The sequence below is a fragment of the Sphingomonas sp. KRR8 genome, assembly GCF_023559245.1.
Lineage (GTDB): Bacteria > Pseudomonadota > Alphaproteobacteria > Sphingomonadales > Sphingomonadaceae > Sphingomicrobium.
The window spans coordinates 1,776,782-1,798,041 of sequence record NZ_CP097462.1; the positions used below are offsets into that span (position 1 = coordinate 1,776,782).

28 protein-coding genes and 1 tRNA gene are annotated in these 21,260 nt (G+C 66.8%); 10 read left to right on the forward strand and 19 right to left on the reverse strand.

The features are described from left to right. The first annotated feature begins 241 nt into the window (after positions 1 to 241). From M8312_RS08895 to M8312_RS08920, 6 genes are all read left to right on the forward strand, one after another. On the forward strand, positions 242 to 787 hold the full coding sequence (locus M8312_RS08895) for a hypothetical protein (protein WP_250117357.1): 546 nt from the start codon (positions 242 to 244) through the stop codon (positions 785 to 787). A gap of 81 nt (positions 788 to 868) precedes the next feature. Then, positions 869 to 1,597, forward strand: a complete 729-nt coding sequence (locus tag M8312_RS08900; protein ID WP_250117358.1) for a ribonuclease H-like domain-containing protein — start codon at positions 869 to 871, stop codon at positions 1,595 to 1,597. 94 nt (positions 1,598 to 1,691) lie between these two features. Next, the gene (locus tag M8312_RS08905; RefSeq protein WP_250117359.1) at positions 1,692 to 2,093 is read left to right on the forward strand and encodes a hypothetical protein; all 402 of its coding nucleotides are present in this window, start codon (positions 1,692 to 1,694) and stop codon (positions 2,091 to 2,093) included. 310 nt (positions 2,094 to 2,403) lie between these two features. Next, positions 2,404 to 2,781 (forward strand): recombinase family protein, encoded by a 378-nt coding sequence (locus M8312_RS08910; RefSeq protein ID WP_250117360.1) that lies wholly within the window; start codon positions 2,404 to 2,406, stop codon positions 2,779 to 2,781. Then, on the forward strand, positions 2,782 to 3,162 hold the full coding sequence (locus M8312_RS08915; RefSeq protein ID WP_250117361.1) for a hypothetical protein: 381 nt from the start codon (positions 2,782 to 2,784) through the stop codon (positions 3,160 to 3,162). It begins immediately after the preceding gene. Then, the gene (locus M8312_RS08920) at positions 3,159 to 4,778 is read left to right on the forward strand and encodes a recombinase family protein (protein WP_250117362.1); all 1,620 of its coding nucleotides are present in this window, start codon (positions 3,159 to 3,161) and stop codon (positions 4,776 to 4,778) included. The genes M8312_RS08915 and M8312_RS08920 overlap by 4 nt, the downstream gene beginning before the upstream one ends. On the opposite strand, the gene M8312_RS08925 is transcribed toward M8312_RS08920, so the two are convergent. From M8312_RS08925 to M8312_RS08975, 11 genes are all read right to left on the reverse strand, one after another. Next, positions 4,749 to 4,824, reverse strand: a tRNA-Thr gene (locus M8312_RS08925). The genes M8312_RS08920 and M8312_RS08925 overlap by 30 nt on opposite strands. A gap of 158 nt (positions 4,825 to 4,982) precedes the next feature. Beyond that, complete coding sequence (locus M8312_RS08930) at positions 4,983 to 5,396, reverse strand: holin family protein (RefSeq protein WP_250117363.1); 414 nt, start codon at positions 5,394 to 5,396, stop codon at positions 4,983 to 4,985. A 117-nt stretch (positions 5,397 to 5,513) separates the two neighbouring features. Then, complete coding sequence (locus tag M8312_RS08935; RefSeq protein WP_502957403.1) at positions 5,514 to 6,083, reverse strand: glycoside hydrolase family 108 protein; 570 nt, start codon at positions 6,081 to 6,083, stop codon at positions 5,514 to 5,516. A gap of 66 nt (positions 6,084 to 6,149) precedes the next feature. Further along, the gene (locus M8312_RS08940; protein ID WP_250117364.1) at positions 6,150 to 7,121 is read right to left on the reverse strand and encodes a ketopantoate reductase family protein; all 972 of its coding nucleotides are present in this window, start codon (positions 7,119 to 7,121) and stop codon (positions 6,150 to 6,152) included. Positions 7,122 to 7,158: 37 nt separating this feature from the next. Further along, on the reverse strand, positions 7,159 to 7,764 hold the full coding sequence (gene msrA / locus M8312_RS08945; protein ID WP_250117365.1) for a peptide-methionine (S)-S-oxide reductase MsrA: 606 nt from the start codon (positions 7,762 to 7,764) through the stop codon (positions 7,159 to 7,161). Next, positions 7,761 to 8,255: a peptide-methionine (R)-S-oxide reductase MsrB gene (gene msrB, locus M8312_RS08950; RefSeq protein WP_250117366.1), complete on the reverse strand. Its 495-nt coding sequence runs from the start codon at positions 8,253 to 8,255 to the stop codon at positions 7,761 to 7,763. Before msrB ends, msrA begins: the two co-directional genes overlap by 4 nt. A gap of 54 nt (positions 8,256 to 8,309) precedes the next feature. Next, positions 8,310 to 9,044 (reverse strand): anti-sigma factor, encoded by a 735-nt coding sequence (locus M8312_RS08955; protein WP_250117367.1) that lies wholly within the window; start codon positions 9,042 to 9,044, stop codon positions 8,310 to 8,312. Next, positions 9,041 to 9,688, reverse strand: a complete 648-nt coding sequence (locus tag M8312_RS08960; protein WP_250117368.1) for a sigma-70 family RNA polymerase sigma factor — start codon at positions 9,686 to 9,688, stop codon at positions 9,041 to 9,043. The genes M8312_RS08955 and M8312_RS08960 overlap by 4 nt, the downstream gene beginning before the upstream one ends. A gap of 64 nt (positions 9,689 to 9,752) precedes the next feature. Continuing rightward, on the reverse strand, positions 9,753 to 10,301 hold the full coding sequence (locus M8312_RS08965) for a fasciclin domain-containing protein (RefSeq protein ID WP_250117369.1): 549 nt from the start codon (positions 10,299 to 10,301) through the stop codon (positions 9,753 to 9,755). Positions 10,302 to 10,393: 92 nt separating this feature from the next. Next, positions 10,394 to 11,773, reverse strand: coding sequence for a phosphoglucomutase/phosphomannomutase PgmG (pgmG, locus tag M8312_RS08970; RefSeq protein ID WP_250117370.1), 1,380 nt, complete (start codon positions 11,771 to 11,773; stop codon positions 10,394 to 10,396). A gap of 58 nt (positions 11,774 to 11,831) precedes the next feature. After that, positions 11,832 to 12,614, reverse strand: a complete 783-nt coding sequence (locus M8312_RS08975) for a division plane positioning ATPase MipZ (protein WP_250117371.1) — start codon at positions 12,612 to 12,614, stop codon at positions 11,832 to 11,834. Positions 12,615 to 12,686: 72 nt separating this feature from the next. Between M8312_RS08975 and panC the strand changes: the two genes are divergently transcribed. Next, a complete protein-coding gene (gene panC, locus M8312_RS08980; RefSeq protein ID WP_250117372.1) occupies positions 12,687 to 13,538 on the forward strand; it encodes a pantoate--beta-alanine ligase in 852 nt (283 codons plus the stop codon). Positions 13,539 to 13,601: 63 nt separating this feature from the next. Beyond that, a complete protein-coding gene (locus M8312_RS08985; protein WP_250117373.1) occupies positions 13,602 to 13,913 on the forward strand; it encodes an SEL1-like repeat protein in 312 nt (103 codons plus the stop codon). A gap of 45 nt (positions 13,914 to 13,958) precedes the next feature. On the opposite strand, the gene pal is transcribed toward M8312_RS08985, so the two are convergent. Genes pal through M8312_RS09015 form a run of 6 tightly spaced genes read right to left on the reverse strand, consistent with a single transcriptional unit; the run spans position 13,959 to position 18,225 of the window. Further along, positions 13,959 to 14,474 carry a peptidoglycan-associated lipoprotein Pal gene (gene pal / locus M8312_RS08990; RefSeq protein ID WP_250117374.1) on the reverse strand — a complete coding sequence of 172 codons (516 nt, stop codon included), beginning with the start codon at positions 14,472 to 14,474 and terminating at the stop codon, positions 13,959 to 13,961. Positions 14,475 to 14,485: 11 nt separating this feature from the next. After that, on the reverse strand, positions 14,486 to 15,781 hold the full coding sequence (tolB, locus tag M8312_RS08995) for a Tol-Pal system beta propeller repeat protein TolB (protein ID WP_502957404.1): 1,296 nt from the start codon (positions 15,779 to 15,781) through the stop codon (positions 14,486 to 14,488). Beyond that, positions 15,778 to 16,632 (reverse strand): cell envelope integrity protein TolA, encoded by an 855-nt coding sequence (gene tolA / locus M8312_RS14430; RefSeq protein WP_284070170.1) that lies wholly within the window; start codon positions 16,630 to 16,632, stop codon positions 15,778 to 15,780. Before tolA ends, tolB begins: the two co-directional genes overlap by 4 nt. A gap of 5 nt (positions 16,633 to 16,637) precedes the next feature. After that, complete coding sequence (tolR, locus tag M8312_RS09005) at positions 16,638 to 17,078, reverse strand: protein TolR (protein ID WP_250117375.1); 441 nt, start codon at positions 17,076 to 17,078, stop codon at positions 16,638 to 16,640. Beyond that, positions 17,078 to 17,737, reverse strand: coding sequence for a protein TolQ (gene tolQ, locus M8312_RS09010; RefSeq protein ID WP_250119753.1), 660 nt, complete (start codon positions 17,735 to 17,737; stop codon positions 17,078 to 17,080). Before tolQ ends, tolR begins: the two co-directional genes overlap by 1 nt. Before the next feature lie 26 nt (positions 17,738 to 17,763). Next, positions 17,764 to 18,225 (reverse strand): YbgC/FadM family acyl-CoA thioesterase, encoded by a 462-nt coding sequence (locus tag M8312_RS09015; protein WP_250117376.1) that lies wholly within the window; start codon positions 18,223 to 18,225, stop codon positions 17,764 to 17,766. A gap of 115 nt (positions 18,226 to 18,340) precedes the next feature. On the opposite strand from M8312_RS09015, the gene M8312_RS09020 reads away from it, so the two are divergent. Beyond that, complete coding sequence (locus tag M8312_RS09020) at positions 18,341 to 18,868, forward strand: hypothetical protein (RefSeq protein WP_250117377.1); 528 nt, start codon at positions 18,341 to 18,343, stop codon at positions 18,866 to 18,868. Further along, positions 18,861 to 19,067: a helix-turn-helix transcriptional regulator gene (locus M8312_RS09025; RefSeq protein ID WP_250117378.1), complete on the forward strand. Its 207-nt coding sequence runs from the start codon at positions 18,861 to 18,863 to the stop codon at positions 19,065 to 19,067. Before M8312_RS09020 ends, M8312_RS09025 begins: the two co-directional genes overlap by 8 nt. Positions 19,068 to 19,073: 6 nt before the next feature. Here the strand turns inward: M8312_RS09025 and M8312_RS09030 are convergent, their stop codons facing one another. Both M8312_RS09030 and ruvB read right to left on the reverse strand, forming a co-directional pair. Continuing rightward, positions 19,074 to 20,201 (reverse strand): DUF3089 domain-containing protein, encoded by a 1,128-nt coding sequence (locus tag M8312_RS09030; RefSeq protein ID WP_250117379.1) that lies wholly within the window; start codon positions 20,199 to 20,201, stop codon positions 19,074 to 19,076. Further along, positions 20,198 to 21,238: a Holliday junction branch migration DNA helicase RuvB gene (gene ruvB / locus M8312_RS09035; RefSeq protein ID WP_250117380.1), complete on the reverse strand. Its 1,041-nt coding sequence runs from the start codon at positions 21,236 to 21,238 to the stop codon at positions 20,198 to 20,200. Before ruvB ends, M8312_RS09030 begins: the two co-directional genes overlap by 4 nt. Positions 21,239 to 21,260 lie beyond the last annotated feature (22 nt).

Below are 21,260 nucleotides of genomic sequence, written 5' to 3' on the forward strand. Positions count from 1 at the left end.
ACCAGAAATGGACGGTCTGCTTTCGGCCAGGTGCAGACATCCGGCGGCGAAGGGAAGGCAAGGATCAATGAAGAAGGGGCAAGGGTTTGCTCCGCCCGAGCGGATGAAAAAGAAGTTCGGGTTGAGCAGCGATCCATCCTAAGAGGATACGCCCTTGTTTCTCCACAACGATCCCAAGGTCGCGCCAGCGACCCATGATTTGCTCGCACCCACCATGCGCCGCAGCAGGGAGGCCTGAGCCATGGCCGACTACAAGGCTGACCGGACAAAGGTCCCGGTCGACGTCGCTGGCGGCATCATCGAGGGTGAGTTCAACGGCAAGGTCAACCGCACCGATGAGGTGATCGGGCGCCGGATCATGCTCCACGACGGGCGATCAAGCTGTCACCGGTATGAAACGCTGATTCCACCGGGCGCCACCGAGATGCTGCGGGAACTCAGCGCTATCGCAAGGCGATACGAAACACAGCGTCTACCAGAGATGCGCGACCTGATGATCCTGTTCACGGTGCGCTTCAAGCCAGGGTCCACCTTCCACGCCCAGTTCGAGGCGGCTCGCTCGTTCGCCTGGGCCAAGCTCTGCGTGGAGCGGCGGTTGGCGGTCACGTTGGTCCAGCACCAGCCCGGGCTCAGCGGCTATGCCGAAGGCAAGCCGCATGTCCACATGCTCATTTTTGCCCGCGAGCTCCATGACAGCAACTTTCTCGGGTTCACGCCTTTGCTGAAGGGCCCGCCCAAGGCCATCCTCGCCGCTGAATGGGCTGCCTGGCCCGGCCGCAACGCCTGAACCACCTCCACGCGCCGTGGCTCTCCTCGCCGGGCTCCGGCGGGCAGAGCCGGCGCGCGCACCTCCAATAAGGAATATCAAGTGAAGAAGACCGTTAGCATCGATGTCGAGACCGTGTTGGACGAGGAGGCCGCTGGGCACTGCGGCTTCGTTCCCGGAGACGAGTTCGCTCCGTGGCCGGTCCACCGGATCGTCTGCGCCAGCGCCTTTTCTGTGACCCGCAGCGCGCATGATGAGCAATACTATGCGCTCGAGAGCTTCTCGCGCGGAGCCATGTCCGAGCGCGGCATTGTCATGGCCCTCGCGGCGGCGGTCGATGACGCCAATGTGGTGGTCACCTTCAACGGCTACCGGTTCGACCTGCCTGTCCTGCTCGCCCGGGCCATGGTTCATGAGGTCCATGTGCCCCGCCTCATCGACCTGCAGAACCGGTCGCGGGTCGGGAGGCATGTCGACCTGTTCGATCAGCTGAAGCGGGACGCGGCGCCGGTGAGCCTCGCCCATCTCTGCGCGCCCTTTGCCATCCCCGTGAAGCAGGATGCGTCCGCCAGCGTTGCCGAACTGGCTGCTCGTGAAGACTGGCTGGCCCTCGAAGAATACTGCGAGACCGATGTGGTGGGCTGCTGGCTCGCCAGTCTCTTCTGGACCAAGGTGCAGGAGCCGGGCTTCGCCCGCGCCGAGTGGCGTTCCTTCGCCGCTTGGGCGGCCGAGAACGCCACCGAACATCCGAGCCTCGCCGCGTTCACGACGGTCCCGCGACCGCCTCGCCAGAGCTACCCGGCGCGTGGGCTCGACGACTTCGACTTCTAGCCGGCAGCGGCGGCATCGGGTCGGTGCCGCCGCTCTCGCGGCGCGAGGTGAGACTGGAGGGAAAAGCTCCTCGGCAATGATGCCTGGAGGAAAAATGATGAAGTCAGGATCTTACGACGCCACACTCAGCAACTGGATCGTCTGCGAGCTGGCAGACGGCCGCCGCTTTCTCGCCGGCAAGGTGTCCGGCGACCGCAAGGGGCGCTTCCGGGAAGGCGGCTACATCACCACCTCGCTCGTCGTCAGCCCGATCAAGGCGATAGCCGACGGGGAGATCATCGAGACGCTTAACAGCCATTACCTGCTCACCCAGCGCAACAAGGCTGATGACGCGATCTTCGCCAAGCTGGACGCCTGGCTGGCGCAGCAGCCATCCCCGCCCACACTGTTCGACGTTCTGGCTGCGCGCGATAGCGACCTCTTGGCTGCCTTCGTGCTCCGTGGCTTTCGGGCAGCCGCCGCCGAGGCTGCGTGGCGCAGCAAAAAGGCCGACTGAAAGACCGGCGCGGACGCTAGCCGAAGCAGCGTCCGCTCCGGCCCCGAAAAGTAGCAAGCAACCCGGTCGCAAAGGACCGAGCGCGAGCATGACATGGACCGGGCATGTCGTTCCATTCGCCCATCGATGTCCAGAAAGCAGGAGGCCGAAACGCTGGTTCCAGGCGCATCCGCTGCGACCTGCCGAGCGAGCTTCCGGTCTCAACCGAAGAAGTCGACCTGCTCCTAGCATGGCTGGGCGACGTTGTCTCGGACCTTCTTGGGTCTGCCGGCAGCGGGAACGACAACGCACACGGAAGAAAGGATTGAAAATGAAGTACCAAGGACTTCGCGTTGCCGCTTACGCCCGCTCCAGCACCGACGCGCCGCATCGCCTCACCGAAGAACTGCGGCAGCTGGCTAGTATCCGAGCCTTCTGCGCGACGAACAAGATGACGATCGTGTCCTCCGCCATCGAGGGCGCGAAGAACGCCATCGGAGCGGGCGACGGCCAGCGTGACTTCGATGAGCTGCTCAATCGCGCCTGCTCCGCAGGGCGCCCGTTCGATGCCATCGTGGTCGCTTCGGCTTCCCGCGTCGCCCGCCGCGTTGGCGAGTTCGAGAGCTACGCGGACCGGCTGAGCGCCGCCGGCGTCCTGCTGATCGCGGTCCACAACGGCGCCGCCAACCTCCAGGGCCAGGAGGCTTAAATGAAGGCTCCCCTCAAGGTCGCCGGCTACGTGCATCCGCCGCTGGAGCTGCAGTACGCCCGGTCCATCGTGCCCGAACAGATCGCCCGGATCCGAGCCTACTGCCGGCAACGGGGCTTTGCCCATGTGATCACGATCGTCGAGACCGCGTACGACGGGCAGCGGCACTATGGCCGGTTGGTGGAGCTGGTCACCGCCGCTTGCCGGCCCGAGCGCCCGTACGACCTCCTGGTCGTTCCTTGGTGGTCGCACGTCACCCAGGCTGGCCCCGCGCTCGAACGGATGGAAGCCATGCTCCTAGGTGCTGGCTTGACCCTTGTGGCTATTAGCGATCGTTCTCAGCCGAAGCACGATGTTCTGGTCGGAGGAAAGAAGCGGTGAAGCTTCGAGCATGCGGCTACGTGCGGGTCAGCACCGATGATCAGGCCCAGCACGGAATCAGCCTTCCCAGTCAGATCTCGAAGGTCGAGGAGTTCTGCGCGGCTCGGGGCTGGGAGCTGGTCGAGGTGCTGCAGGAGCCCGGCATGTCCGGCAAGGACGAGGGCCGGCCGGTCTTCCGCAAGATGATGAGCCTCGCGCAGAGCGCCCTGCGTCCATTCGACGTGATCGTCGTTTTCGCTCTCAGCCGGTTCGCGCGTAAACTGTCGCTGCAAACGAACTCCTTCGACCAGCTTCAGGCAGTCGGCGTCGGGCTCGCCTCCGTGACAGAGACGTTCGGCAAGGGTCCGAACGGGAACCTGATGCGATCGATGGTCGGCGCCTTCAACCAGCACGTGTCGGACCAGTCGTCGGTCAACACGATCCGGACCATGAACGAGAATGCGGCGCAGGGCTTCTGGAATGGCGGGCCGATCCCCTTCGGCTACCTGTCGATCACGGTCGAGCGGCGGAAGGACAAGGAGAAGAAGAAGCTTGCCGTCCAGGAGGCCGAGGCGGAGGTCGTCCGCCAAATATTTCGTCTCGCCCGCTACGGCGACGGGAAGGGTCCCTTGGGCGCCAGGGGCATTGCTCAGTGGCTCAACTCGCGGGGCTACACGCTGCGTGGCGCCCGATTCAAAAACTCGAACGTGGCCGGCATCCTCAGTCGCACCCATTATGTTGGCTACTACCTCGACGGGAAGAAGAACGAGTTCAAGGAGCCGTTGCCCGAGGACCAGTGGATCACGGTGCCGTGCCCGGCGATCATCAGCGAAGAAGAGTTCCTTGAGGTCGCTGCCCTTCGCGCGAAGCGGTCGCCTAGGGTCACGCCGCCACGGGTGACGAACGGCACCACCTTGCTTCCTGCCACCATCGCCAAGTGTGGTCAGCCGGGATGCGGCGCCGGGTTGACGGTGCGCACCGGCAAGAGCGGCGCCTATCACTACTACTGCTGCAGCGCCCGCGTGAACGAGGGCGCTACCGCGTGCAACCTCCCTTCCACCCAGCGGGATGAACTTGAAGGTGCCGTGATCGGCGCCCTGCAGGAACGGCTCTTCGCTCCTTCAAGGCTCCCCGTGCTTCTTTCCCATCTGCTGGATCGCTCTGCTGATGCTGACAAGCGGCGACGCAAGGATTTGGGGCTGGCGCGCTCTGAACTGACCAGCGTGTCCAGAGCGATCACAAACCTCATGATATTGGTCGAGCGTGACGTCTCCCGCCTTGATGAGCCCGAGTTCGCAGAGCGCATGGCTCACAACCGGGCTCGCAAGAGCGTGCTCGAGGCCGACGTGAAGGCGCTGGAAGCTCAGCTCGCCAAGGCGAAGGTGCGCATTACCAAGGAAATGATCAAGACCTTTGGCGAACGGATGAGAACGGCCCTCCGAGACGGCGATCGTCAATTCCGGTCCGCCTACGTCCGCCTGTTCGTTGACCAGGTGACCGTCACACCTGAGGAGATCGTCATCACCGGAAGCAAGGCAGCGCTCGAACGGACTCTGGTCAAAGTAGACGATCCCGCTCGCGAGCCGGTGCCCATCTTTGACCGGGAGTGGTGCCGCTTACAGGACTCGAACCTGTGACCCCCTCATTACGAATGAGGTGCTCTACCAACTGAGCTAAAGCGGCATGGCCTGGTAGCCGGCGGGCGCCCTACCAAGGGTGGAGCGGCGGAACAAGGGGCAGGCGGCCGCTTGTTGGGCGATGTGGGAAGACGCACGGGTCGTGATGGACGTCGTCGATGTCATTGCGACCCCGGCGCCGCCGGGATCGCAATGCGTCAGGGATTACTTCTCCGCGCCCTTCACCTTCCCCCAGGTACGGGCCGCGGTGTAGCCGAGGTAGCCGGTGCCGAAGAGCGTGTAGAGTTCGTTCGGGATCCCGCGCAGGTAGCTGGTCATGCCGGTAGCGATCGCGTTCGCCGTGGCCGGATTGGCCGCGCTGATCAGGCCCATGGGGATCGCCCACAGCACTAGCGTGTACATGACGTAGAGAAAGCTTGGGCGGGCACGGCTGGTCCAGGGATCAGGCGACTGGGCCTCGGCGATGATCGCCTGCATCTGCTGGGCAATCGTGTTGGCTTCCTGGTCGCCCTCCAGTTTCAGCAGGTTCAATTTCGCCTGCTCCCGCGCCTGGGGGTCGGGAATGATCTTGTCGATCAGCTTGGCGATCGGGCCGACAATGGCTTCGAGAATAGGCATGAGGATTCCTTGCGACTGAGCGAAGTTTCCATGTTTCCATGGTCGGGGGGTGTTCGGCGGTTCCGAAGTTTCCATGTTTCCATGGTTGGCGGTCAGGACCCGCAGGTTGCCTTGGCGTCAGACGTTGCCGAGGCGGTTGGCGAGCCAGCCGTAAAGGAAGGCTTCGTTCGCCGGCCGCTTCTCTGCGAGCCGGAGGTAGCGCTCGCCCTGCAGCGCCTCGAGCGCGCGCATCAGCACGGTCTCGCCGCGCTCTCGCCCGCGAAGGCTGAGAAAGCGGTCGAGGGCGCCGAGCGTCACCGGGCCGATGCGGCCATCGGGCATGAGGTCGGGATAGTCCTTGCCGTTGCGATTGAGCGCGGTCAGCGCACGCTGCAGGAAAGTGGTGGCGACGCCCGGCCCCATGTTGGCGCCGGTGTCGAACAGCTCGGAGGCGATGCGCGAGGAGCGGGTGGCGACCTGGTCGAAGCGGGGCCGCGACCAGTAAAGACGGCGGTAAATGGTCACCGCCTCACCGCGCGGCAGCAGCGACATCGGCCCGCCATAGCCATGCGCCCGCGCGACCGCTTCGGTGATCCCGAAGTTGGTCGGTCCGCCGCGATCAGCGGGATGGTCGACGAAGCCGCCCTCCCGCTCGATAAGGCCGTCCACCAGTTCGGCGATCAACTGTTCGCCATGGTCCATCGTCATTTTCTCCTGCGCTCATTCGAGTCGTAGGAGTGTTAACCTTTTTGGTTCGCTGTAGGACAGTTGTTTTTACCGGAAACAGCTCGGCATAAGGCCCAGGCTTTTCGCAAGCGTTCGTGCGAGCGCATCCAGCCGGTCAAGCGCTGGCGTCGGCACGCCGTACCGCCGACCAAGCTCTCTCGGCGCACCGAGCAGCGCATCCAGTTCGAGCGGCCGCCCAGCTTCGAGGTCTTGCAGCATGCTGGTCTTGAACGGGCCCAGCCGGGCCGTCACCGCCATCCGCGCGTCACTGCTTTCCGCGATGGGACAGCCGATCGCAGCGCCGACCGCCGCCGCATCGTTCATTCCTTCCGCGATGAAGGCGCGCAGCTCAGGATCCGCCAGCAGGCGATCGCAGCTGGCGCGGGTCAGGGCGGAGAGCGGATTGAGGGTGCAGTTGCCCCATAATTTGTACCAGAGGGCGCGGCGCACATCGGGGTCAGCGACCGCCGGAACGCCCGCACGGGCCAGGGTGCTCACCAGCCGATCGACCCGGTCGCTGGAACCACCGTCGGCTTCGCCAAGCGCCAGCTTGTCGGCGTGAACAAGCACGATCTCGTCGGGGCTGGGGCGCCGCGCGGCGGCGTGCACCACGCCAGCAATCACCTGCGCCGCCGGGAGCACTGCTGCAATCCGCCCGCCGGGGTCCACGGACTCCAGCGGAGCATCCTTCTCGAACCAATATGGCACGCCATTCTGGAGTGGAAGAACCAGCGTGTCCGATCCGATCAACGGGGTCGCCCACTCTGCGGCCTCGGCTAGCGTGGTCGCCTTGGTGGCGAGGACCAGCAGGTCCTGAGCTCCGCGGGCAGCAGGATCGGCACTCAGGCGAACCGGAGCAACACTGGTCCTTCCGTCCGCCGTCAGCTTGATGCCGCCCGCCGACAGGCGCTCGGGCCGGACGAAGCCGGTCACGTCGTGACCCGCCAGCGCCAGCCTCGCAGCGAGCCAGCCGCCGATGGCGCCAAGCCCCACAACTCCGACCCGCATCGTTCCGTTCATCCCCGCGTCATGCCGCGCGTCGGCCACGCGGAGCAAGTCAGTCGTGATAGAGTTGGGGGAACCGTCGCTTCAGTTCGGCCACCTTTGGCCGGTCATTGATCACGATGTACGGATAATAGGGATTCTTGCGCATGAAGTTCTGATGATAGGCTTCGGCCGGATAGAAGCCGCCGTTCTCGATCCTGGTCACAATAGGCTGCTTGTAGGTGCCGGACTTCGCCAAGCTTGACAGGAAGGCCCGCGCCGCCGCCGCCTGAGCCGCATTCTGTGGGAAGATAGCAGAGCGGTAGCTGGTCCCCTCGTCGGGCCCCTGCCGATTGAGCTGGGTCGGATCATGCGCAACGCTGGCGAAAATCTGCAACAGCTGGCCGTAGCTGATCTTCGTCGGATCATAGGTGATCCTGACCGCCTCCGCATGGCGCGTACGCTCGCTACTGACGGCCGGGTAGTTGGCGTCGGCAGCGCTCCCGCCGGCGTAGCCCGACGTGACGTCGATCACGCCTTTCACATGTTCATAGACGCCTTCGAGGCCCCAGAAGCAGCCACCGGCGAGCACGGCGGTAGCACGCTGCGCAGGAGCGGCGCTGGCGGGCGCGCTTGCCAGCAAGGCGGCGAGCGCCAGACCGATCACGCGGTGGCTCATGCCGCGGCTCCGGCGCGGAACTGCATGGCCAGACCGTTCATGCAGTAGCGCAGGCCAGTCGGCTTGGGCCCGTCGTCGAACACATGGCCGAGGTGCCCGCCGCAGCGGCGGCAGAGGACTTCAGTCCGGCTCATGCCGAGCGAACGGTCGGTGCGGGTCAGCACGGCGTTCGGAAGTGGCCGGAAGAAACTTGGCCAGCCGGTTCCGCTGTCGAACTTCGTGGCCGACGAGAAGAGCGGCTGGTTGCACCCGGCGCAGACGAAGGTGCCGCGGCGATGCTCGTTATTGAGCGGGCTGCTGCCGGGGCTCTCCGTCCCCGCTTGCCGCAGGATCTCGAACCGCGCCGCCCCCAACTGGGCGCGCCATTGCGCGGGCGTCTTCTGTACCGGAAACGGCCCGGCCATAGCCGGTGCGGGCCGAAGCACGGCCCAGCCAGCGACGCCCAGGCCAGCGGCACCGAGCAGGGCACGACGATCAATCGACGAGTTCATGGCAACTCCTTGGGACGCTTCCAGATACGCTGATCGGCGTCGTCCGGATGCAGCTTAGGTAGGAAGCAGCGGCCCCGAGGCAATGACGGGCCCGGTCGGCTGTCCGGTCGGCGATCCGCCTGCCGGTTCGACCGACACGGCGAGCACGGTTCCCTGGTGCAGCGCAGCCGCGATCTCGGCGGCCACCTGCGCGTGCATCCGGCCGTTGAGCGGCATGATGCCGAGCGACTTCGGCTTGGCTCCGGCCACGATGAACCAGAGTTCGTGTGCGTGGGCGCCGTCGTTGGGCATGTCTCCGGCCGCCGCCACGGTCAGGCTACGGGCGGTCGGTTCCCAGGTGGCGACGAGGCGCGCCTCACTGTCCTTGGCCGCCATCGCGGCGACCATTGGAGCCTCGGCGACGGGCTGAGCGGGCGTCGGAGCCGGCACGGAGCGGGGCTCGACGAGGAGGAACAGGCCAAGCGCGGCGGCCAGCGATGTCGCACCGACGGACCAGCGGCGCCAGAATGCCAGCCGCCGCTCAAGGGTCATGTCGTTATCATTGACCGCCGAGCCTGCCTGCCGCCCGCCAAGTGCGGCGGCGATGCGGCCCCACCGGTCGGCCGGCGGAATCACGTCGGCAATCTCGTCCAGCAAGGGGGCCAGCCGCTCACCCCAGCGTGCCACCTCCGCGGCGAAGACAGGGTCCGCCGCGGCCCGGCGGCGGGCGGCGATGAGGTCGGCGCCTTCGAGCAGGCCCAGCGCCAGCTCGGCCGCCTGCCAGTCGCCGGTGGGTTCGTCGGGGCTCATGCTTCAAGACATCCCTTGAGCCGCTGCAGCGAGCGACGGATCCAGCTCTTCATCGTCGGCAGGGGCACTCCCTCCCGTGACGCCAGTTGCGGATAACTCATTCCGTCCAGGAAGGCGGCGCGGATCAGGGTGGCGCCGCGCTCGTCGAGCGTGCCGAGACAGTGCTGAAGCCGGTCGCGATCCTCACCGGCGCTGGCGAGTTGCAGCGCGTCGGGATTCTCATCGGGGATGTCGAGCGCGGCCTCAATCGGTTCGGCGACCGACTTGCGGCGGCGGAGGAGATCGATGGCGCGGCTGCGGGCGATCAGCGCAAGCCAGGTGATCGGGCTGGCCCGGCCAGCATCGAACCGCGCCGCGTTGCGCCAGACAGTGAGGTAGACGTCCTGAAGCACGTCGGCGGCGTCATCCTCGCTGCCGGTAACGCGCAGGCAGATGCCGAACAGCTTGGCCGAGGTGCGCTCATAGACAGAACGGAGCGCTTCGCGATCGCCGCTCGCGACCTGCGTCAGCAGGCGGACCAGTTCTTGGCGGGCCGCGGAGGGCTCGGAAACAGGCTGGTCCATGGATCGCTTCATGGCCGAGCGCGGCGTGGAGGGAAAGAGAAACCCGGTGGAAGCACCCGGGGCGACGGCTAGGTCGGGCATGAAGGGTGCTCCCACCGGGCGGCGCGCAGGTACAGGAGGGCCAAAACCCGCGCGCCTGTTCGGGTTACGGCATCAGGACATGGTCGACGACGTGAATCACGCCGTTGGACTGCATCACGTCCGCGATGGTGACCTTCGAGGAACCGCCCTTGGCGTCGACAAGCACGATGTTGCGGCCGCTCATCCGGGCGGTCAGCTTGCCGCCCTCGACGGTGGTCAGCGAAGCCTTGCCATGTCCGGCGCGGATCTTGGCGGCGAGCTGGGCGGAGGTCACGCGGCCTGGGACCACGTGATAGGTCAGGATCTTGGTCAGCGTGCCCTTGTTTTCGGGCTTGACCAGAGTCTCGACCGTGCCGGCGGGAAGGCGGTCGAAAGCCGCGTTGGTCGGTGCGAAGACCGTGAACGGACCCTTGCCGTTCAGCGTATCGACGAGGCCCGCGGCCTTGACCGCGGCGACCAGGGTGGTGTGGTCCTTCGAGTTGACCGCGTTCTCGACGATCGTCTTGCTGGGATACATGGCGGCGCCGCCGACCATGGGGTTCTTGGCCGACGCGGCGCCGAGCGGCAGCGCCACGGCGGCGAGCGTGAGGGCAGTGAGGCGAACGAGCTTCATGCGAGGTAACTCCCTAGTTGAGGCAGCCTTGCCTGCTGCCTGTGGGAGTTACGGGCCGGCCCGTTCGCCGGATGCGGACCTAGCCTTTAGACCTAGTGATCGCCTTCGGTGCGCTCGACGCCGCTGGCGGCGAGCTGGGCGTCGATCTCGCTGACCAGCCGGTCCAGCCCGGCCTGGTCACGCGCCTCGGCGCGGGCGACCAGCACGTCCTGGGTGTTGGACGCACGCAGCAGCCACCAGCCGTCGGCGTTCTTCACTCGCGCGCCGTCGGTGCGGTTCACCTCCGCCCCGCTCTGCTCCAGCCGGGCGAGCACTTCGTCGATCACCGCGAACTTGCGGCTTTCATCGACCGGGAAGCGAAGTTCCGGCGTCGTGACCGTGTCCGGCATAGCGTCGCGCAGCTCGGTCAGGCTCCTGCCCGACTTCGCCACTGCCTCGATCAGCCGGACCGAGGCATAGAGCGCGTCGTCGAAGCCATACCAGCGGTGCTTGAAGAAGATGTGGCCGCTCATCTCCCCGGCCAGCGGGGCGTGGGTTTCCTTCATCTTCGACTTGATCAGGCTGTGGCCGGTCTTCCACATCAGCGGCTGGCCGCCGAGCTCGGCGATGCGGTCGAACAGCGACTGGCTGGCCTTCACATCGGCGATGATGGTGGCGCCCGGCTCGGCGGCGAGCACCGGCTCCGCCAGGATCGACACCAGCTGGTCGCCCCAGATCACCCGTCCCTGCCCGTCAACGGCACCGATCCGGTCGCCGTCGCCATCGTAAGCGATGCCGAAGTCGAGCCCCTTCTCACGCACCAGCGCCTTCAGATGGTCGAGGTTCTTTTCGACCGTGGGGTCGGGATGGTGGTTGGGAAAAAGCCCGTCCACGTCGGTAAAGATGGTGTGATGCTCGCCGGGAAGCGCCTTGACGAGCTTTTCGAGCGCGGGACCGGCGGCGCCGTTGCCGGCGTCCCAGCCGATCTTGTACGCGCCGCCCTCGAAATCCTCGGTGAGTCGAGCGACATAGCGATCGATCACGTCCTCGTCGCTGACCTGGCCCTGCCCTTCCGACCAGTCCCCTGCCGCACTGCGCTCGCCCAGCGCCTTTATCTCGCCGCCGAACACCGAGCGGCCGTTCAGCAGCATCTTGAAGCCGTTGTAATCGGCCGGATTGTGGCTTCCGGTGATCTGGATGCCGCCGCCGACGGGCAGATTGTAGGTCGCCCAGTAGAGCATCGGGGACGGGCCCATGCCGATCCGCACCACGTCCAGCCCACCTTCGGTCAGGCCGCGAACCAGCGCATCCTGCATCTCCTGCGAGTGAGTGCGCCCGTCGCGACCGACCGCGATGCTGGACACGTTTTCGGAGCGGGCCAGCGCGGCGAAGCTGCGGCCGAGCGCGTAGGCGTCATGCGCCGAGAGCGTGGAGCCGACGACCCCGCGGATGTCATATTCGCGGAGGATGGTGGGGTGGAATGAATGAGCCATTGCGCGGCCCTACGCGGAAGGCGGCGATTTGTTCAACCGGGCAGCCGAAAGGGTGGCCTCAGGCCGCCTCGCGCGCTTCCACGCCAGGAACGCCAAGCGCCGCCACCATCTCGCGCAATTCCTGCCTGGCGGCGATGTGGCCGATCCCGACCTCGCCCAGTTGCTTCAGGTCCAGCAGCGTCAGTCCCTTTGGAAACAGTTCGCGGAAGATGACCCGCTCACCCAGTCCCGGGATGACGCGGAAACCGACCCGCCGCGCCAGCTCGTCCAATGCCGCGCCCACGCGCTGAAGGTTGTGGCTCTGGATATGCTGGAGGCGGTTGCGCAGCACGACCCAGTCGACGCTCTTGCCCGTGGTCTTCGCGCGCTGCGTGCGGCTGTTCCAGATCAGCTCGGCATAGAAGCTCGGCTTGGTGATCTTAAAATTGTCGGGGTGCACCTGGCCGATCAGGTCCAGGTCGACGAAGCTGTCGTTCATCGGCGTGACCAGCGTATCGGCCTTGAGGATGGCTGCCCGCGCCACCGCGTCGTCGCGCCCCGGCGTGTCGATCACCAGGACGTCGGCCCGGTCGGCCAACCGCGCCACCGCGGCCTCGAGCGCCTCGATGCTCTGGTCCTCGAGCACTTCGAACGCCGGCTGCGGCAGCTCGGTCTCCAGCCGGCGCATTGTCGCCCCCCGGTTCTCAAGGTAGCGGGTGGTGGTGCGCTGGCGGTGATCGAGGTCGAGGACGCCGACCCGATGGCCGGAAGCCGCAAGCGCGACGGCGGTATGCACCGCAGTGGTCGACTTGCCGGTGCCACCCTTCTCATTGGCGAACACGATGGTGTGCGGATTGGTCATCGCTCTTGATTCTTCCCCCGGCGCAAGGCCAAGCGCCTTCCTACGTTAACGGTTACGGCAGGGGAATCCGCGGTGCAAATCATCCGTTCCATCGCGGAGCTTCGGACAGCCCGGCGTGGCCTAGAGGGCACGCTGGCGCTCGTGCCCACCATGGGCGCGCTGCACGAGGGACATCTGACGCTGGTGCGTGAAGGAAGGGCGCGGGCAACCCAGGTCGCGGCCACCATCTTCGTCAATCCGCTGCAGTTCGGACCGAACGAGGATCTGTCGCGCTACCCCCGCCAGGAGGAGCAGGACCTTCAGCTACTGGAGCGCGAGGGCTGTGACCTCGTCTGGCTGCCGACGCCCGACCAGCTCTACCCGCCGGGCTTTGCCACTACCGTCACTGTCGCCGGGGTGAGCGAGCGCTGGGACGGCGAAGCGCGACCGGGCCATTTCGCCGGCGTCGCGACGGTGGTCGCCAAGCTGCTGATCGCCTGCGCTCCGGACGTGGCGCTGTTCGGGGAAAAGGACTTCCAGCAGCTCGCCGTCATCCGGCGCATGGCTGGCGACCTTGGCCTGCCGGTGGAGATTGTCGGCGTGCCGACGGTGCGGGATGCGGATGGCCTCGCCCTCTCCTCCCGCAACGCCTACCTCTCGCCGGAGCAGCGGCGGCAGGCGCTGGCCTTGCCGCGAGCCTTGGAGCAGGCCGCCGAGCAGATTGGTGCCGGCCAGCCGGTCGCCACCGCGCTGGCCGAAGCGAAGGCCGCCTTGATCGACAACGGCTTCACCAGGATCGACTATGTCGCGCTGGTCGATGGCGACAGCCTGGAGCCGCTCGAAATCCCTTGCCGGAACATGCGCCTGCTCGCTGCGGCGACCCTCGGGACGACCCGGCTGATCGATAATCTGGCTGTGGCCGCAGGGTCACACTCGGGAGGGTGATTGGCTCGTTAACCATTTGATAGCCGAATCAACCGAACTTCACCCTCAACAGGAGGGAAGTTCATGGCGATCAGTCTCAAGAGTGCCGAGTTTCTGCTGCGCAGCCGGATGGCCGACGCGGAAGCCGGCGACGTCGAAGCCTTGTTCGAGCTTGGGGTGACTTATTCGACGGGCCGTGGGGGCACGGACGTCGATCTCATCGAAGCGCACAAGTGGTTCAACCTCGCGGCCCTGAACGGCTGCACCCGTGGCCAGCAGTGCCGCGCGGAAATCAGCGTGGAAATGACTGCGCGCGAGATCGCCGAAGCACAACGGCAGGCGCGCGCATGGCTGGCGATCGCCGGCCGCGGCGCGGGACAGCGTTACGCGGCGTAACTGACAAGCACCTCCCCGCCGCCGCGCGGCAGGGAGGGTCGAGGATTAGCGAACCACCACCGTCACCGCCCGACGGTTCTGCGCCCAGGCCGCTTCGTTCGAGCCACTGGCCACCGGGCGTTCCTTGCCCCAGCTGATCACCAGCAGGCGCGCTTCGGGCACGCCTTGCGTCAGCAGGAAGTTCTTGGCGGCATTGGCCCGCCGCTCACCCAGCGCCTGGTTATACTCGCGCGTGCCGCGCTCGTCGGCATGGCCTTCGATACTGGCGCGGACGTTCGGGTTGGCCAACAGCCACTTGGCCTGCGCCGTCAGCACCGTCCGGTCCTGGTCGTCGATGTCCGACTGGTCGGTGTTGAAGTAGATGGTGTCGGTCCCCGCGGCGGCGACCAGCGCCTGCTGGCTGGCGGGAAGCTCGACCAGCCCGACCTCGTCATTGTTGGCGCCGCTTCCGGTGCCAGCACCCTGTTCCGCAGGGGGCGGCGTGGTCGCGATCGGCTGCTTCTTCGCGCAACCTGCGAGCGCGACGGCCGCAAGCGACGCGGCGATGATCATGGTGCGCATATCTGTTCTCCTCAGCGCTGAAGGGGTGACCAGGACGGATCGGAGCCGTCCTGCGGGGTGGGCAGACGCCGCGCGGCGCCGCCGGCAAGCGGCACGGCGTAGAGGCTGGTGGTGCCGCCCTGAGTGAAGCGGTTGAACATCACGAATTGCCCGTTGGGCGCCCAGCTCGGGCTTTCGTCCTGCCAGCCGTCGGTCAGCAGCCGTTCGCCGGAGCCGTCGGCATTCATGACGCCGATCCGGAAGGCACCGACCCGGACAAAGGCGATGCGGTCGCCGCGCGGGCTCCACGCCGGCGAGGCCGAGGGCCCGCCACGACTGATGCGCCGCTGGTTGGCGCCGTCGGCGTTCATCACGTAAAGCTGCTGCGCGCCGCTGCGATCGCTTTCGAACACGATCCGGCTGCCGTCGGGCGAGAAACTGGGCGCGGTGTCGATGCCGGGCGCGGTGGTCAGCCGGACCGGGGCGCCGCTACCGTCCGCATTGGCGATGTAGATGTCGGTATTGCCGTTCGCGCTCATGGCGAAGGCGATGCGCTGACCGTCGGGCGAGAAGCGCGGCGCGCTGGTCTGCACGAGACCGGGTACGAGCAGCCGCTTGGCCCCGCTGTTGAGGTCCATCACCCACACCCGCCCGCGCCGGCCCTGATAGGACAGATATGCAAGGCGGCTGCCATCGGGCGAGAAGCGCGGGGTGACCACGGTGGCCTCACCCTCGGTGAGATAGCGCAGGTTAGACCCGTCGCTGTCCATGATGGCGATGCGCTTCAGCCGCCTGGTCTTGGGTCCGGTCTCGGCGACGAACACCACCCGCGTATCCAGGAATGGCTGCTCGCCCGTCAGCCGGGCATAGACCGCGTCGGCGCACTTGTGCGCGGCGCGGCGCCAGTTGCCCGCAGCTACCGCATAGCCCTGGCGCACCAGTTCGCGGCCGGAGGTGACGTCGAACAGGGTGCAGGCCAGTGTCAGTGAGCCGCCCGCACCGCCCTCGACATAGCCGGTGACCAGCTGCGCCGCCCCGGCCGAGCGCCAGGTCGGGAAGTCGGGATTGGTGCCTTGGGCGAAGCTGACGGGGGGAAGGCCTTGCGGACCGATCGGGGCGAAGGCACCGGTCGAGCGGAGGTCGGAAGCAATCACGCCCGCGATCTGGTTGCCGAGCGCCGGGTCGGCATTTTGCGTCGGCAGGACCGGCACCGCCACGGTCTGCGCGGCGCGAACGCTGCCGCCGACCACCTCGGGCGGGTCACTGTCTTGGGCGAAGGCCGGGCCGGCGAGCAAGGCCAGCGCCATCAGTGGCAATGTTCTCATCATTTCCTCACCCTGTAGCGCAACACCGTCTCCTTCCAGCCGCCATTGCCCGTCTCGTACAGCTCGGCCGGCAAGCGGAAGGGCGCGCATTCGGCAAAGATGGCGCGGACCTGGTCTTCCAGCCGGTCGCCATATTTGGCCTGCAGATCGCCCGGCCCTTCCACCGACATGATCACCGGCGGACGTAGCAGAGTGCCCGATTTCGCGAAGCTTAACCGCACCTGCAATCGAAGCTGGTCCGCACCCTCGCCCAGAAACGGCTGGCGATTGGCGCAGCGCTGGGCCTGCGCGGCGATGGTGGAGGCGATGCTGGCCTTCGCCTCGGGCGAGTAGCTGGCGGCGGACTGCGCGGGCTTTCGGGCGGGGGAGTCGCCGATGGCCTTCAGGAAGTCGTCGCCAAGCTGCGAGCGCGGCGGCGCAGAGGGCAGCTTGAGCCCGTCGAGGGGGCGCGCGGTGGGGCGCCGCGCGGGCGCGGGGCGCAGCGGTGTCGGCGCTGGCACGGGGCGCGGGCTCGGACGCACCGCGGGTGCGGGGCGCGGCTGGGGTGCGGGTGTGGGCGCTTGTGGCTGCGGCGTCACTGTGGGCTGTGGCAAAGGCGGCAGCGGGGTCGGCTCCGCCAGCTCGGGGGCTGGAGCCGGTGCAGTGGGAGCGGGAGCGGGAGCGGCGGTCTGCTCGGGCGCCGCTGCGGTGAGCGCCACCTCGGGCGAGTCGACGAACTCGACCTCCATGGGCTTGGGTTCGGGCTCGGGCGGAACGCGCGCGAGGCTGGTGGTCAGCGCCGCGATCAGCAGCACGTGCAGCACGACCGCGGCAGCCGTGCCGCCCAACTCACCGCGATCGGGCGCCATGGCCATCAGGTTCACCGTGCTCCGTCGCCGCCCACGCTGACGAGGGCGACGCGGTTGAGGCCGGCGCGGTTGAGCTCACCCATCACGGCCATGACCTTACCGTAGTTGAGGCTGCGGTCGGCTCGCAGATAGACGCGGCGGCCCTCGGGCGGTGCGGGCTGCGTCGCAATGGCTGCAAGCCGTTGCGGCAGTTCAGCGGCAGTGACCGCCTGATCATCGATGAAGATGGCGCCCTGCCCGTCGAGCGACACCTGCACCGGCTGCGCCTGCTGGTCGAGCGCGGCGGCGCGGCTTTCCGGCAAGTCCACCGGCACCCCGGCGACCAGCAGCGGCGCGGTGACCATGAAGATGATCAGCAGCACCAGCATCACGTCCACCAACGGAGTGACGTTGATGTCCGCCATCGGCGCCCGCCGGCTGCCGCGCCCGCGTCGCTGGAGGGAACCGGCCATCAACCCTCTTGCTCGAGCTCGCGGCTCAAGGTCGCGTGGAAGCGGTCGGCGAAATGGCCAAGCCGCGCCTCCAGGCGGTCGAGCCCGTGGGTCAGTCGGTTGTAGGCGATCAGGGCGGGAATGGCGGCGAACAGGCCGATGGCCGTGGCGAACAAGGCTTCCGCAATGCCCGGCGCGACCACTGCCAGCGAGGTGTTGTTGGCGCCGGCGATGGCGGTGAAGCTGCGCATGATGCCCCACACCGTTCCGAACAGGCCGACGAACGGCGCGGCCGAGGCGATGGTCGCCAAAATGTTGAGGCGGTCGGACAGCCGGTCGAGCTCGCTCGCCACTTCCGAGTTCATGACCGTCGTCAGCCGCTCGCGCGCACCGGCCTTGTCGAGCTGCTTCGCCCGCACCGACTTGCGCCACTCGGTCAGGCCCGCCGTCATGATCCGGGCATGCGGCAACGCCTCGCCACCCCGGCGCGAATGAAACTCGTCGAGGTCGCGCGCAGTCTCAAATTCGGTTTCAAAACTATCGGTCGCACGGTTGATGCGGCGCAGGCGCGTCGAATGGGTGAGGATGATCGCCCACGTCCAGACGCTCGCCAGAAGCAGGCCGATCATCACCGTCTTCACGACCACGTCGGCATGAAGGAATAGCGCCAATGGGCTCATCAGGCCGGCGGCAGTCTCCCCGCCAGTCAAAGCGCCTCTCCCCGTTGCACCTGTTCGAACACCTTCACCCACTCTCGCGGCTGGCGGGTCGGGCGGCCGTCCGGCGTCAGGAAGGCCGCGGTCACCCGCGCGTCCGTCAGCTGTTCGGTGCCCCGCATGACTCGCTGCTGTATCAGCACGCTCGCCGCCCGCACCTGAAGGATCGAGCTGACCACCACCAGGTCGTCGCCAAGCTTTGCCGGACGAAGATAGCGGATGTTCGCCTCGGCTACGGCGTAGACGCCAATGCCCGCCTCGATCGCGCCGCGCTGATCGATTCCGGCGGCCCGAAGCATGTCGGAGCGGGCCCGCTCCATGAACTTCAGATAATTGGCGTAGTAGACAATGCCGGCGGTGTCCGTGTCCTCGAAATAGACGGAAAGCGCGAAGCGATGCTCCGCGCCCACGAACCCGCCGCGATAGGGCGTGTCGAGCGATACTGACGTCATGGAGAAGCGGTAACGGGCTCGTCGGCGCAGGGCAAACCGGGCGCGGCGAACCGGTGCTTGACGGCGATGTAACTCATAGGTTACTTGTCACCTACAGGTTACATGAGGGGCTACGATGAACGGATATCTGATCGGCTTGTTTGCGGGATTGATCGCGGCCGCGGCCATCGTCCTGGTTCAGAAGTGGCGCGAGCGGGGGCTCGACATGACCCCGGTCGAGAGAGCGGACTATCTCAGTAAGCGGAGGGCGCGTGTGTTCACGGCAGTGGCAGTTATCTTCATCTCGCAACAGGCGATCTTCTTTTCCGATCACGGCGCCGACCGACCGGTCGACCACTTCAAGATCGCCGCATGGTTGGTGTTGTCCGTCGTGCTCCTCCTTGCACTTTGCACGGGCGGTGAGTGGTTCAAGGGTCAGGCGATCCGCGCCCTGATGAACGACGAAGTGACCAGGGGGCATCGGATGCGCGCCATGCAGCTTGGCTTCCTGAACGCGATGCTGACCTGCGTCCTGCTCTACTTCCTGGCGATGTTGCGAGAATTCTCGGCCCGGGACGCCATCCACATCATCATGACCGTCGGGATCGGGTCAGCCATTCTGAGCTTCGCCGTCCAGGAACGCCGTGCTCTCCGCGATGCCTGAGCGGCTGGCCAACGGCCTCAAGGAGCGGCGGACCGAGCTTGGCCTTACCCAAAGCCAGCTCGCCGAGCGCTGCGCCGTGTCGCGCAAGACCATCAACACGGTGGAGAATGGCATCTTCATTCCCTCTACCCTGCTGGCGCTGAAGCTGGCGGCGGCTCTCGAACGGTCGGTCGAGGAGCTGTTCTGGGTCGAGGCATAGGGGGCACTAGCGGCTGACACTCTCCACCAGCCGGAGCAGATCACCTTGGGCTTCCGCCACGTCGGACAGGTGCATGCCCCACCCCGGCAGGAAAAAGCCCAGCGCTCCGACCTCCCCGCCGACCCGGTCCGTGCGCTTATCGTTGGGGTCGGCGTTGACCCGGATCTCAAGGTAGCCGCGCGGACCGTCATTGACGCAGCGGGCGGAGACCAGCCCTTCGGTGCGCAGGTACGGCGTTGGCGGTGGTCCTTCGGTCGACCAGGTGATGGGGCCACCGGGGACGGGCTGGGCCGAGTTCGCGAACCAGTAGCTGTCGAGCGGCCGCCAGTCACGGCTGCCGGGCGCCGCCGGATTGACGCAGCCGACGGTCATGCCCGGCACTGGCGAATAGCCGAACAGCGCTCCGGGAGGCGGCGGGTTGTTGGTGCGGAAGCTGGAATAAGCGATCACGCATCCGCTCTGTCCGGTCCGGCTGCACAAGGGCGTCGAGGCGAAGGTACCGCCGACCAGCTTGCCCTCCGGCACCAGCGTGTTGATGCCCGGCAGGATCGCAAGTCGCATCAGCCGCGCCGATGCCGTGCCCTCAATCTCCCGTGCGATCAGCTGCTGGAGCATCAGGCTGCCCTGGCTGTGACCGATGAGGATCACGGGCCGGCCCTTGTTGCGGGTCGCGAGATAGTTCTTCCACGCCGCCGACACGTCGCGATAGGCGAGCGCATAAGCGTCGCTCACGTCGCCGCCGGTCGACACGGCGGTGATCGCGCCAAGGGTCATCTGGCGGTAGATCGGGGCATAGACCTTGCACACGCCGGCGAAGCGCGTCGCCTGCGTCTCGGCTATGCTGCGTTCCTCGCTGACGGCGAGATCGCTGTTGTAGCCGCGGTCGCGGGACACGGTCGGATAGACGTAGAAGCAGTCGACCGGCGGGTTCTTGGCGACACTGCTCTGGCCGTTCGAGCCATAACCATTCGGGTTGAGCGCGGTCGTCCTGAGCGGGGTCGAGCAGACATCCGTCCGCCCGGGCAGGCACAACCAGTGCGCGTCGCTGCTGTAGTCGGTGGCAGGGCCGGTCGCCGGCTTCAGCGGCAGCGGCGGCACGGCGGCGGTGGCGGCAAGCAACAGCGCTGCGATCATGAAGGCTCCTGAGCATCGAACAGGCCGGGGGTTGATCCGGCTGGCGGGTTGAGGCCGAGATGAGTCCAGGCACGACCGTTCAATTGCCGCCCGCGCACGGTGCGGGCGATCAGGCCGAGCTGGATCAGATAGGGTTCGATCACATCCTCGATCGTGTCGCGTGGTTCGCTGAGGCCGGCGGCGAGCGTCTCCACTCCGACTGGACCGCCGCCATAGAGATCAGCGATCATCAGGAGATAGCGCCGATCCATGGCATCGAGGCCCAGCGCGTCGATCTCAAGCCGGCTCAAGGCGCGATCGGCGGTGGCGGCGTCGATCAGGTCGGCGCCGGCCGCGTGCGCGAAGTCCCGCACCCGCCGCAGCAGCCGCCCGGCGATACGAGGGGTGCCTCGGCTCCGTCGCGCGATTTCCTCCGCTCCATCCTCGGCCAGATCGGCCCTAAGCAACCGCGCCGCGCGCGTCACCACCAGCCGAAGTTCGTCCACGGTATAAAAGTTCAGCCGCACCGGGATGCCAAACCGGTCCCGGAGCGGCGTGGTCAGCAGGCCCTGGCGGGTGGTTGCACCGACCAGCGTGAAGCGCGGGAGGTCGATCCGCACCGAGCGGGCGGAGGGCCCTTCCCCGATCATCAGGTCAAGCGCCCGATCCTCCATCGCCGGATAGAGCACTTCCTCGACCGCCGGATTGAGCCGGTGAATTTCGTCGATGAACAGGACGTCGCCATCCTCGAGATTGGTGAGCAGTGCCGCCAGATCACCCGACTTGGCGATGACCGGCCCCGACGTGGCCCGGAAGCCGACCCCCATCTCGCGGGCGACGATCTGGGCGAGCGTGGTCTTGCCCAGCCCAGGCGGTCCGAAGAACAGGACATGGTCCAGCGCCTCGCCCCGGCTCTTCGCCGCCTGGATGAACACGCGCAGGTTCTCGCGCGCGCCTTTCTGGCCGACGAATTCGTCCAGGCTCTTGGGCCGAAGCGCGGCGTCGGCGTCCTCGGAGGTGCGCTCGGGCGTCGTCAGTCGGTCGGGGTCGGTAGCCATTGGCCGTGCTTGTGGCACAGCT

Bases quoted from the DNA above. Each gene is read 5' to 3' on its own strand.
- M8312_RS08895 (WP_250117357.1), top strand. From the start codon at position 242: ATGGCCGACTACAAGGCTGACCGGACAAAGGTCCCGGTCGACGTCGCT.
- M8312_RS08905 (WP_250117359.1), top strand. From the start codon at position 1,692: ATGATGAAGTCAGGATCTTACGACGCCACACTCAGCAACTGGATCGTC.
- M8312_RS08910 (WP_250117360.1), top strand. From the start codon at position 2,404: ATGAAGTACCAAGGACTTCGCGTTGCCGCTTACGCCCGCTCCAGCACC.
- M8312_RS08915 (WP_250117361.1), top strand. From the start codon at position 2,782: ATGAAGGCTCCCCTCAAGGTCGCCGGCTACGTGCATCCGCCGCTGGAG.
- M8312_RS08930 (WP_250117363.1), bottom strand. From the start codon at position 5,396: ATGCCTATTCTCGAAGCCATTGTCGGCCCGATCGCCAAGCTGATCGAC.
- M8312_RS08935 (WP_502957403.1), bottom strand. From the start codon at position 6,083: ATGACGATGGACCATGGCGAACAGTTGATCGCCGAACTGGTGGACGGC.
- M8312_RS08940 (WP_250117364.1), bottom strand. From the start codon at position 7,121: ATGAACGGAACGATGCGGGTCGGAGTTGTGGGGCTTGGCGCCATCGGC.
- msrA (WP_250117365.1), bottom strand. From the start codon at position 7,764: ATGAGCCACCGCGTGATCGGTCTGGCGCTCGCCGCCTTGCTGGCAAGC.
- msrB (WP_250117366.1), bottom strand. From the start codon at position 8,255: ATGAACTCGTCGATTGATCGTCGTGCCCTGCTCGGTGCCGCTGGCCTG.
- M8312_RS08955 (WP_250117367.1), bottom strand. From the start codon at position 9,044: ATGAGCCCCGACGAACCCACCGGCGACTGGCAGGCGGCCGAGCTGGCG.
- M8312_RS08960 (WP_250117368.1), bottom strand. From the start codon at position 9,688: ATGCCCGACCTAGCCGTCGCCCCGGGTGCTTCCACCGGGTTTCTCTTT.
- M8312_RS08965 (WP_250117369.1), bottom strand. From the start codon at position 10,301: ATGAAGCTCGTTCGCCTCACTGCCCTCACGCTCGCCGCCGTGGCGCTG.
- pgmG (WP_250117370.1), bottom strand. From the start codon at position 11,773: ATGGCTCATTCATTCCACCCCACCATCCTCCGCGAATATGACATCCGC.
- M8312_RS08975 (WP_250117371.1), bottom strand. From the start codon at position 12,614: ATGACCAATCCGCACACCATCGTGTTCGCCAATGAGAAGGGTGGCACC.
- M8312_RS08985 (WP_250117373.1), top strand. From the start codon at position 13,602: ATGGCGATCAGTCTCAAGAGTGCCGAGTTTCTGCTGCGCAGCCGGATG.
- pal (WP_250117374.1), bottom strand. From the start codon at position 14,474: ATGCGCACCATGATCATCGCCGCGTCGCTTGCGGCCGTCGCGCTCGCA.
- tolB (WP_502957404.1), bottom strand. From the start codon at position 15,781: ATGATGAGAACATTGCCACTGATGGCGCTGGCCTTGCTCGCCGGCCCG.
- tolA (WP_284070170.1), bottom strand. From the start codon at position 16,632: ATGGCCATGGCGCCCGATCGCGGTGAGTTGGGCGGCACGGCTGCCGCG.
- tolR (WP_250117375.1), bottom strand. From the start codon at position 17,078: ATGGCCGGTTCCCTCCAGCGACGCGGGCGCGGCAGCCGGCGGGCGCCG.
- tolQ (WP_250119753.1), bottom strand. From the start codon at position 17,737: ATGAGCCCATTGGCGCTATTCCTTCATGCCGACGTGGTCGTGAAGACG.
- M8312_RS09015 (WP_250117376.1), bottom strand. From the start codon at position 18,225: ATGACGTCAGTATCGCTCGACACGCCCTATCGCGGCGGGTTCGTGGGC.
- M8312_RS09020 (WP_250117377.1), top strand. From the start codon at position 18,341: ATGAACGGATATCTGATCGGCTTGTTTGCGGGATTGATCGCGGCCGCG.
- M8312_RS09025 (WP_250117378.1), top strand. From the start codon at position 18,861: ATGCCTGAGCGGCTGGCCAACGGCCTCAAGGAGCGGCGGACCGAGCTT.
- M8312_RS09030 (WP_250117379.1), bottom strand. From the start codon at position 20,201: ATGATCGCAGCGCTGTTGCTTGCCGCCACCGCCGCCGTGCCGCCGCTG.
- ruvB (WP_250117380.1), bottom strand. From the start codon at position 21,238: ATGGCTACCGACCCCGACCGACTGACGACGCCCGAGCGCACCTCCGAG.